Raw genomic sequence first — 1,752 nt, 5'->3', positions numbered from 1 at the left:
ATCGGTTTCGGCATGAACTATGCAATCGGCGGTTTCGGTATCGCGGCCGCTTACAACGAAACCAAGTACGCGGCGTTGAACGACGGGCACGATGGAATCCGCAATTTCGGAGGCGGGGTCAGTCAGACCATCGGCGACGTGTTTCTCAACGCGCTCTACACCAACACGCGCAATACGTTGTCGGGCGGCGTCGTGCAGGCGATTCAGGTCGGGGCGCTGTACACGTTCATGCCGGACATCAGGTTCGGCGCGAACTATCAGTTCATGTTGGGCAATGCGCAGCTCAGCCATAACAGGGCGCAGCAGGTTACGGGCGCAGCGCAATACCTTCTCTCCAAACGCACGACGCTCTACGCCGAAGCGGTCTATCAGTGGACTGGCGGCGACGTCGAAGGCGGACACAACGCCTGGATCAACGGAGCGGCTCAGTCGAGCACTACGCATCAGGTCATCGGCCGCCTCGGCCTGCAGACCTCTTTCTGACACGTATTCCCTTCTTGAAGCGTGCGCGAATCCCTCGTGCACATTGGATCGTCGCGTCTAAAAGACGCCGCTTATCGATTGGAGATGTCAAACATGGAAGACAACAACGGATTCAGATGGGATACGGCTTATGAGTGGAAAGCCGTCGCCTTGCTGTCCCTCGGCTTCGGACTGGTCGGCATCGATCGGTTCATGATCATGCCGCTCTTTCCCGTCATGATGGCGGACCTGCACCTCGACTATCAGGACCTCGGGCACATCACCGGGGCGCTCGCCGTCGCATGGGGCATCTCCGCGATGTTCATGGGCAACCTCTCCGATCGAATAGGTCATCGCAAGGTGATCATTCCAGCCATCGTCGTGTTCTCGCTGTTAGCCGGCTTGAGTGGTCTTGCAACCGGCGTCGGCTCGCTGATCCTGATCCGCGCGGTGATGGGTTTTGCCGAGGGTGCGTACACGCCGGCGAGCATCATCGCGACCCTCGATGCATCCAGGCCGACGCGTCACGGGCGCAATATCGGCATTCAGCAGATGGCGCTGCCGCTGTTTGGTTTGGGCATCGCGCCGATTCTCGTGACGCAATTGCTCAAGGTGTTGCCGTGGCACTGGATTTTCGCGGTCGTGTCGATTCCGGGTCTATTGGTGGCTTATCTGATGTTCAGGGTGCTGCGTAATACTCGACCGACGGCTGCCGCATTGCACACGGCGACGCACGACCTTTCCGCTCACAGGTGGACCGATGTTTTTCGCTACCGCAACATACCGTTGAACATCGTCGGCATGCTGTGCTGGCTGACGTGCCTGGTCGTGCTGAGCGCACTGTTCCCGAGCTACCTGATCGATTATCTGCACCTGAGCATGCAGCAGATGGGCTACGTGCTTTCGGCGATCGGCTTCGGCGGCACGCTCGGCACGCTCGTGATGCCCGCTCTATCCGACAGATTAGGCAGAAAGCCGGTCATGATCTTCTCGGTGATCGGCGCGGCCGTCTTTCTGTTCCTCCTCATGCGAACCGGTGCGAATCCGACGACGCTCTTCATCTACCTCACGCTCACGCTTCTTTTTGTGTTCAGCCTGATTACGCTGACGGTGGGACCGTTGAGCGCGGAATCGGTGCCGGCTAAGTTGATGTCGACGGCTTCGGGTCTGGTGGTAGGAATCGGCGAAGTTTTTGGTGGCGGGTTCGCACCGGCGATCGCAGGATACATCGCCAAGCACTTCGGCATTCAGTACATCATGCATCTCGGGTTGGCTGCGCTCGCGATCGGC

Annotated in this window: 2 protein-coding genes; both read left to right on the top strand. The window is 59.1% G+C overall.

The genetic code is table 11. The features are described 5' to 3' along the window. Positions 1–483 (top strand): porin (locus AWB79_RS37870; protein WP_157695948.1); only part of this gene is annotated, 483 nt, incomplete at its 5' end. Between the two features lie 84 nt (positions 484–567). Further along, the coding region (locus AWB79_RS37865; RefSeq protein WP_374728593.1) for an MFS transporter at positions 568–1,752 on the top strand (1,185 nt) is incomplete at its 3' end.

It is taken from the genome of Caballeronia hypogeia, assembly GCF_001544875.2.
GTDB classification, from domain to species: Bacteria; Pseudomonadota; Gammaproteobacteria; order Burkholderiales; family Burkholderiaceae; genus Caballeronia; species Caballeronia hypogeia.
The sequence above is the reverse complement of the archived record's forward strand: the minus strand, read 5'-3'. Positions and strand labels throughout refer to the sequence as shown.